A 6,816-nucleotide genomic window follows, 5' to 3' on the forward strand; every position below is an offset into this window, starting at 1 on the left:
CCCAACCCCCTTTAGCAAAAGACTTTTGGCGCCAAGGGCCCGCCCGGGGGCCCCGGAGGGGGTCCGGCTGGGGGCCCCACTGGCGGGCGGGTGGATCATCGGTTGCCGCGTAAGCGGTTCGTGGTGCGCTCGGCGGCGAACACGTCCTCCAGCCGGTACAGCTGCCGGCGGCCCTGGGCGCCGGCGGGCCGCAGATGGCCGCGCTGCACCCACTTGCGGATGGTGGCGGGGGTGACGCCGGCCTCGGTGGCGGCCAGCTCGGACGTGACCATGGGGGAGTTCACGGGTTCTCCTTGTTTGCCGGGCCGTCTGCCGGGCCGTCTGCCGGGTCGGCCACCTGCCCGCAGGGCGGGTTCACGCACCGCACCTCGGCCCGCTCCGGGAACCCCCGCAGCGACACCGAGTCACAGGCCGGGCAGCGACCGGGCAGGCGGACCATCTGTTCCGGGTCGCCGAGCGCGCGGGCGCAGCGCGCGGCCATGCGCCGGGTCTCGTCCTCGACGTGCGCGGCCAGCACCGGGTCGGCGGCGATCCGTTCCAGCAGCCCGGCGATCCGGCGCAGCCGCACCGGTACGGGGGCGGCGGGTACGGGACGCAGGCCGAGCCGTTCCCGTACGGCCTCCTCCAGTTCGACGACGCCGTCGGTGATGTCGCGCAGGGCGTCGGAGACGTGCAGCCGTACGGGGAGGCCGGTGCCGCCGACGGGCCCGCCGCCGCGCCGTTCCCGCAGCCCCCCGTGGGCGGCGGGCACCAGCTCGGCGACGAGTTCGGGATACCGCCGCAGCAGGGAGGAGATCCAGACGGCCGGGTTCACCGGGTTCATACGGCGACCTCGCGTCCGTTGCGCCACAGCCGGCCGCCGCTGACGCCGTCGAACCACGTGTGCGAGGGGTCGACGACGGCCTCGCACTGCCGCCGGATCGGGCATTGGTTGCACGCGCGCAACGTATGCTTGGCATCGGAGCGATTACGGGTGAACACGTAACGTGGTGGAAGGTTGGCGCAGGCTGCGGCCCTGCGCCAGTCGAGTTCGCTGGTCAAGGGCGTACCTCCCCTAGATATTGGAATATTTGTTCGACACATGCGAACGACGGCCAGCGTGGCACCGTGCGAGCGCGAGCGCAAGTGACTTGAGGGATGGCCGGGGTGGCAGGGGTGGCGGGAGTCGGATGCGATCGACGACTCTGCATGCGAACATAAGTTCGAAAGACTGTTGAGAGGCCGTCCGTAGCGAGGTGGGTAAGAGTGCGTTCCCTTACGCGCGTGCGCGCGCACTCCCGGTGCGTGCGCGATCGGTACGCTGCTCCCGACACGAGGGGAGAGCGGGAACATGGGGCCCAGCCAACGTGCCGCGAGCACGGAACGAACAGAGCGAACGGAACGCATCGACGCGCTGGAGGAGTTCGCCGCCTGGGTCGAGGGCCTGATGCGGGATCGCGGTTATGTGATCGACGGTCCGCGCGGCGGTGGCAAGTCGCGGCTGGCCGACGACTCCGGCGTCCACCGGGCCGCGGTGACCCGGCTGTTGCAGCGGCAGAGCATGCCGGACCTCGAGACCATGCGGCGTCTGGCCGTGGTGCTCGGCGTGCCGCTGCGGGACATGCTGATCCGCTCCGGGCGGCTGTCCGAGGACGATCTGCCGCTCGAACCCGGCCCCGGCGCGGACCCGGGAGAGGGTCGGCGGCTGAGCCCGGAGGAGGCGGCGCGGCGCATGGGCGTACCGGAGGACCTGCGCTGTCTGTTCGTGAAGGTGGTCCGGCAGTTTCTGGCGGAGGGGCCTTAGGGAAAGAGACGCGGGACGGCGGCGTGCGGGAGTGCAAGGAGTGCACACATGGGTGACGGGGGACGCCGGGAAAATGACAGGGGCGGTACTGACGGCGAGGCGCCGTCCGCCGAGGCGGAGCGGGTTACCCGGCTGCTGGGCGGCCTGCTGATCGCACTGGGTGAGAAAGTCCGGGAGGTGGGACCGGAAGGGGTCCGCATCCTCACCGACGACGAGGTGCAGCGGGCCAACCTCCAGTGGTACCGCACGGGCTGGGAGGAGCGCGCACGAGCGGTCCGCCCGCCCCGCGAGCCCGAGCCGCCCGGCCACGGGGCCGCCGGCCCGTCCGGCGCGCGTGATCCCGCCACTCCGGCGGGACACCCGGCCGATCCCGACCCCCTGTCCGCCATGGGCCGGCTGCTCGACTTCCCCGGCCGCATCGCCCCGGCCGCCGACCACGGCGGCGAGCGCACCCGGGCGGAGCCGCGACACCGGCACGACGAACCCGGCCGTGGACGGCACGAGCGTGTCCGGGAGCGCGGTGAGGGGGCCGATACGGTGCGGCGCCCCGACGGGGACGGATGAAGGGGCAGGATGGGGTCATGAGCGTAGTCAAGATCAATGAGAGTGTCAAGCTACGCACATGACCTTGACCTGTGTGAATGCCAATCAGCGCTGATCTGCGGTACGTGCGCGAGGGACCCCGCCCATGCACCTCGGGGGAGGGACGCACGGACGGGGCAGCCGACTCGCTGAGCCCTACTAGGGCCGTCCTCAGCAGGTCGGGGCTACGGGGGCGGAACGAACGTTCCGGGGGTCGTTCGGGTGGCCGTGGATCATGTGTGTATGCATGGCGCGCACCACCGATACAGCCATCTGCGGGTGGCCCGAGGAAACGGCGCCGCTCACGCTGTCTCGCAGCAGCGCACAGACCCCGCAGGTATCCGGGTCTACATTCCCGGGGCGAGGTGTCCACAGGTCAATAAGCACTGCCCGTACTCCGCTCGCAGTTCGTACAGGGGAACGGACACGGGGGAAGCCGTGACGGCCGGGGGAAGTGGATCACCCCTGAGGCTGTGTCCAGCGCCCCGCCGTATTCCGTCCACCAGCCATCCGGAGAGTTCGCGTACGGCCCTAGCGGGTCATCGGCGAGGCTGACTAGCTCCGGGTCAGGCAAGGCGCCCAGGCGGACGCTGACGCGCTTTGTCGGGAACGTCATCAGGGGCTCTCTGTGGCGCTCTCGCTGTCGTCCTCTTCGGTATCGGGCGCAGCCAGGCGCAGCCCCCGGCTCTCAGCGATCCGCAGCGTGTCAGTGAGACACTCGGACAGGCGCACGGCCGCGTATCTCACCTCAACGTGCGGCGCCAGCGGGTTGGCCAGCACCTTGGACGCTGCCTTGAGTAGATCCGCCGCCGTCGCAAGCTGAGCGGCTTCAAAGTCGTCAGCGAGCCGGGACAGGAATCCGCCGTCATCGTCGGTGCTGAGCATGCACGGTTTGCCGTCGCCGGTGGTCCAGGGCAGCAGCCGTCGCCGGTGTCCCGTTGACACGTCCGCGAGGTGCTGCCGGTCGGCGTCCGTCCTCTGCATCGCTTCGGCCCCCTTCGCCGCTGATCGGTAAGGGGACCGTATGGGCCGGCCGGGGCTCAATCCACGTGCGCAGAGCGGTAGTTCAGGTAGCCAGCGCGCCGAACTACCACGCTCCGCAGTAGCTCAGCCAGCAACCCCGAGGTGCGTGGCCATGCTGCGCATGTCTTCCGTCAGCGTCCGCTTGCGCGTCTTCAGGATGTCCGCCATCACGCGCCGTGCCATGGGCTGGTGGGTCAGCCAGACGTCAGCGGTGCCGCGCAGGTTGATCAGTTCGTCCATGGCGTCCTGGTGGGACCCGAGCAGGACGTGAGCCCGCGCGACGTCGAGCCGGTGACGACCCCAGTTGTTTGTGCTCAACCGGCCCAAGCTCTTCGCAGCGCTGGGGCTCAAGGGCCCGTCGTCGGCCCGACGCAGAACACCCCGCGCGTCACCGACCAGGGCAAGATCCTCAACGGCTTTCGCCTCAGCCGTCACAGGGCCAAACGCGCTCCAATGGGTCGGGAAGTCGGTGTGTTCTCGTTCCAGCGCGCCCCCGGCGGTACCTGCCATCCGGCGGGCATGCTTCGCCACATCCGGCCTGTTGTTCCGCCGCGCAGCAGCCGCAACCCTGAGCCACAGCTCACCCCACACAGCGAGGTGCGCGGGAGTCGCCTCGGACATGCGCGGCTCGATTTCCGATGCCGTCTGCGCTGCGAGCTGTTCGCTCTCGTCGAATCGGTCCTGCCTCAGCAGCAGCCAGCACAACCCCCCAACTCCCGTTGCTGCCAACTGAGTTTGGCCAGTCTCGCGGGCAAGCCGGATCGCCTCAGCGAGCGCGTAATAGGCCATGTCGTACTGCCGTACCTGAGTGAGGTACTTCCCCGTGAGCAACAGCGCATGGGCACGCGCGATCATGGCGTGCTGCCGCTCCTCGCCCTCAAGGATCGCCACGGCCGCTTCGGAGGAACGCAGCAAGCCGGGCAGCTTCCGGGCCACCGAGGTGTACCGGTCCGCCTGGTAGAGCGCGTGGCTGTCCTGTACGCCCTGCCGGATGTCCGATGGCTGCGCGGCCTCACCCGGCTCGGCGAGGGGCGCAGCGAGCCCGATAGGGGGCATGAGGGCACGGCGCAGCTCTGCGAGGTGTCGCCGGTTAGCTTCGTCCTGCGGGCCTAGTACCGGCTCGGGTGCCTCGCTGGCGAACAGGTCGGAAGTCGACACCCCCAGCGCACCAGCGAGTGAGGCAAGGGTGTCCATGCTGACGTGCCCGCCCTGCTCGACCTTGCGCACGGTGCTCAGCGACAGTGCGGCAGCGTCGGCCAACCCCTCTTGGGAGAGCCCCGCCGTGCGCCTGTACTTGCGGACGTTGTCGGCCAATCCTGTGGACATCAGCACCACCTCAACACCCAGGGTACGCACACGCTGTAGCGGAGCAACGCCGTTAGGTCAAGCGGTAGTCAGGAACAGATCATCTGACGTAGCGTCAGAAATGAGAAATGCCCCGGCCCCAGATTCCCAAACAGGGAACCAGGGTCGGGGTTCATTCATGCACTCGGCTCAGCGTCTAGATACGGATCAGTCAGCGCAGTCACGCGAGCCAGCGACAGAGGCTCGATCCACTCGCTGTTTCCCTCGGCGAGATTCCGCATATGCGCCCGGTAGGCACGGCCCGTACGAGCGGACACAGCCGCATTTCGCTGGTCTGCGCTGGCCATGGTCCACAAAGGGGCGGAAGCGGCGTCAGGGTTGGCAACGAAGAATGCTCTCCATCCGGCATAGCTGCGCTGGCTCATACGGCCTCACCGGCCATGGCTAGATATCGACGGCCGGTCCGCTCGGACACACCAAAGTGGTCAGCCACCATGCGGCCGGTCACTGGTCGGCCATGCCGAGACTCAAGGACGGCCACGGCCGCCCGAACATCCTCAGCAGTAGGCGGAGTGACCGGGGTTTCCAAATCGCTGTCCGGCGCTGTCTCGGCAAAGTCCTGCCATAGGTCAGCGTCCAGCCATGCGCCATTCCGAGGGGGGTCGGCCCGCTCAGGAGTCCCAGTTCCGTCCGAAGGCTTTCCCAGGCGCTCAGACGGCCGCTCAGGGCTTTCTGTCCGATGCATTCGCCAGACGGTCAGCGGGAATACGGCATGCAGCCCAGCGGAAACCCAGGTGTCGACTGCGCCCAGAGGGTCAGCGGTCAGCACTCCGGCCACATTTGCGGCCACGGCAACGGCTACGGCCAGCGTCACATCACGGCGTGACCGGACGGCCCAGACTAGGAACAGGTCGACGGCCACGGGCACGGCATAGGAAGGCAGTTCGGGCACTCCGTGCGTGCGAGCTAGATGCTGCTGCGTGGCAAAGCTGATGAACATCGAAGCGAGCAGAGCGGCATAGCGGGCGCAGTTGGCTACTGAATGACGAGTCAGCAAGGGAACTCCAGGGCATAGCAAAGGTGCCCCGGCTCAGTGACTCAGGGCACCTGCGAAAGTTGGTATGTGGTCAGCGGAACACGTCTAATCGGCCAGCCCGTACATGTCGCGGATTCGTTGCCGCTCGGGCTCAGTTAGGTCCCGCCATTCGCGCTGGCCGATTCCGCTGCCAATCGGCGGGAAGTCGGGCGGGTTGATTGACTCATCCATTTTGGTTTCCCTTGCATCTGACGCTGCGTCAGTTACGAATCTCTGAACCGGGCGAACCTGACAGGGCCCTCCCCCACGTCTCTTTCCCCCTAGCCGACTGGGGGTCGCCCGCCACCCAGGGTCACCGAATTCAGACACATCGAGCGACCTAATGACCAAATGATTCACCTGCCGTCTTACGCGCGTGATGAGACTTGGTCATCGACTGCAAGTTGTCCCACTCGAAAGCCTTGGGCCCGAGCAAACCCAAACCGTCTTTGTGGTCCACCTCGATAGCGTCCGGGCGCAGCAGCGCGGGCAGCCTCATGCACTCCTCGCATTCGCAGTACGGGTTAGCGGCGAGATAGGCACGGCGTACCTTCTCCCACTTCCGGCGCAGATCTGCCGACACATTGCGGTGACCAGTCCCGTACTCGCGGCCGGTCACAGTCGACGTACGCGTATGGGCACGGCACTTACCCCGCCAGGTAAGGCACTGGCACCCGTCGACCGGGCAGCGCTGGTATGTGCTGCGCCTCAGGCTATTTGGCTTATCGCCAGGCTCACACGGACAAACAGCAGCAGGCGAGCGCTTAGGTTTACGAGGAGCAGACAGCGACGGGATAACACCCCGCCAATCACCATCCACCGGCGCAGCATGACCAAGGCGGAAGTACCTCAGCGCAACAGGCTCGGGCACATCCAACAAATCCCCGCCGTTGTACTGGCGACCATCCCAGAACACGTAATAGAACGCGCCCACACGAATACGCACCACAGGGTCTCCAATCAGCAGGGAACCCCGGAGCCGAGTAGCCCCAGGGTTCCCAATTCAGCTAGGCGGACTTGCGACCTAGCAGCGCATCAAGTAGGCCAT

At 67.6% G+C, this 6,816-nt stretch carries 9 protein-coding genes; 2 read left to right on the forward strand and 7 right to left on the reverse strand.

The window, feature by feature from the left end:
* Positions 1 to 95: 95 nt before the first annotated feature.
* Genes ACWGJM_RS48790 through ACWGJM_RS48800 form a run of 3 tightly spaced genes read right to left on the reverse strand, consistent with a single transcriptional unit; the run spans position 96 to position 1,041 of the window.
* Positions 96 to 272 (reverse strand): helix-turn-helix domain-containing protein, encoded by a 177-nt coding sequence (locus tag ACWGJM_RS48790; protein ID WP_453418245.1) that lies wholly within the window; start codon positions 270 to 272, stop codon positions 96 to 98.
* 8 nt (positions 273 to 280) lie between these two features.
* Positions 281 to 823: a hypothetical protein gene (locus ACWGJM_RS48795; protein WP_453418239.1), complete on the reverse strand. Its 543-nt coding sequence runs from the start codon at positions 821 to 823 to the stop codon at positions 281 to 283.
* Positions 820 to 1,041, reverse strand: a complete 222-nt coding sequence (locus ACWGJM_RS48800; RefSeq protein WP_453418240.1) for a WhiB family transcriptional regulator — start codon at positions 1,039 to 1,041, stop codon at positions 820 to 822. Before ACWGJM_RS48800 ends, ACWGJM_RS48795 begins: the two co-directional genes overlap by 4 nt.
* A 385-nt stretch (positions 1,042 to 1,426) precedes the next feature.
* Here ACWGJM_RS48800 and ACWGJM_RS48805 point away from each other — a divergent pair, with 385 nt between their 5' ends.
* Both ACWGJM_RS48805 and ACWGJM_RS48810 read left to right on the forward strand, forming a co-directional pair.
* Positions 1,427 to 1,783, forward strand: a complete 357-nt coding sequence (locus tag ACWGJM_RS48805; RefSeq protein WP_453418246.1) for a helix-turn-helix domain-containing protein — start codon at positions 1,427 to 1,429, stop codon at positions 1,781 to 1,783.
* 48 nt (positions 1,784 to 1,831) lie between these two features.
* The gene (locus ACWGJM_RS48810) at positions 1,832 to 2,347 is read left to right on the forward strand and encodes a hypothetical protein (protein ID WP_453418241.1); all 516 of its coding nucleotides are present in this window, start codon (positions 1,832 to 1,834) and stop codon (positions 2,345 to 2,347) included.
* A 633-nt stretch (positions 2,348 to 2,980) separates the two neighbouring features.
* Here the strand turns inward: ACWGJM_RS48810 and ACWGJM_RS48815 are convergent.
* From ACWGJM_RS48815 to ACWGJM_RS48830, 4 genes are all read right to left on the reverse strand, one after another.
* Positions 2,981 to 3,349, reverse strand: coding sequence for a hypothetical protein (locus tag ACWGJM_RS48815; protein WP_453418242.1), 369 nt, complete (start codon positions 3,347 to 3,349; stop codon positions 2,981 to 2,983).
* A gap of 123 nt (positions 3,350 to 3,472) precedes the next feature.
* Complete coding sequence (locus tag ACWGJM_RS48820) at positions 3,473 to 4,714, reverse strand: helix-turn-helix domain-containing protein (RefSeq protein WP_453418247.1); 1,242 nt, start codon at positions 4,712 to 4,714, stop codon at positions 3,473 to 3,475.
* Between the two features lie 1,120 nt (positions 4,715 to 5,834).
* Positions 5,835 to 5,960, reverse strand: coding sequence for a hypothetical protein (locus tag ACWGJM_RS48825; protein ID WP_453418243.1), 126 nt, complete (start codon positions 5,958 to 5,960; stop codon positions 5,835 to 5,837).
* A gap of 148 nt (positions 5,961 to 6,108) precedes the next feature.
* Positions 6,109 to 6,714 carry an HNH endonuclease signature motif containing protein gene (locus tag ACWGJM_RS48830; RefSeq protein ID WP_453418244.1) on the reverse strand — a complete coding sequence of 202 codons (606 nt, stop codon included), beginning with the start codon at positions 6,712 to 6,714 and terminating at the stop codon, positions 6,109 to 6,111.
* Positions 6,715 to 6,816: the final 102 nt, after the last annotated feature.

Source organism: Streptomyces sp. NPDC054834 (genome assembly GCF_053611185.1).

What these genes read in the sequence shown, in the direction of transcription:
- ACWGJM_RS48790 (WP_453418245.1), bottom strand. Translation starts at nt 272, where the DNA reads ATGGTCACGTCCGAGCTGGCCGCCACCGAGGCCGGCGTCACCCCCGCC.
- ACWGJM_RS48795 (WP_453418239.1), bottom strand. Translation starts at nt 823, where the DNA reads ATGAACCCGGTGAACCCGGCCGTCTGGATCTCCTCCCTGCTGCGGCGG.
- ACWGJM_RS48805 (WP_453418246.1), top strand. Translation starts at nt 1,427, where the DNA reads ATGCGGGATCGCGGTTATGTGATCGACGGTCCGCGCGGCGGTGGCAAG.
- ACWGJM_RS48810 (WP_453418241.1), top strand. Translation starts at nt 1,832, where the DNA reads ATGGGTGACGGGGGACGCCGGGAAAATGACAGGGGCGGTACTGACGGC.
- ACWGJM_RS48815 (WP_453418242.1), bottom strand. Translation starts at nt 3,349, where the DNA reads ATGCAGAGGACGGACGCCGACCGGCAGCACCTCGCGGACGTGTCAACG.
- ACWGJM_RS48820 (WP_453418247.1), bottom strand. Translation starts at nt 4,714, where the DNA reads ATGTCCACAGGATTGGCCGACAACGTCCGCAAGTACAGGCGCACGGCG.
- ACWGJM_RS48825 (WP_453418243.1), bottom strand. Translation starts at nt 5,960, where the DNA reads ATGGATGAGTCAATCAACCCGCCCGACTTCCCGCCGATTGGCAGCGGA.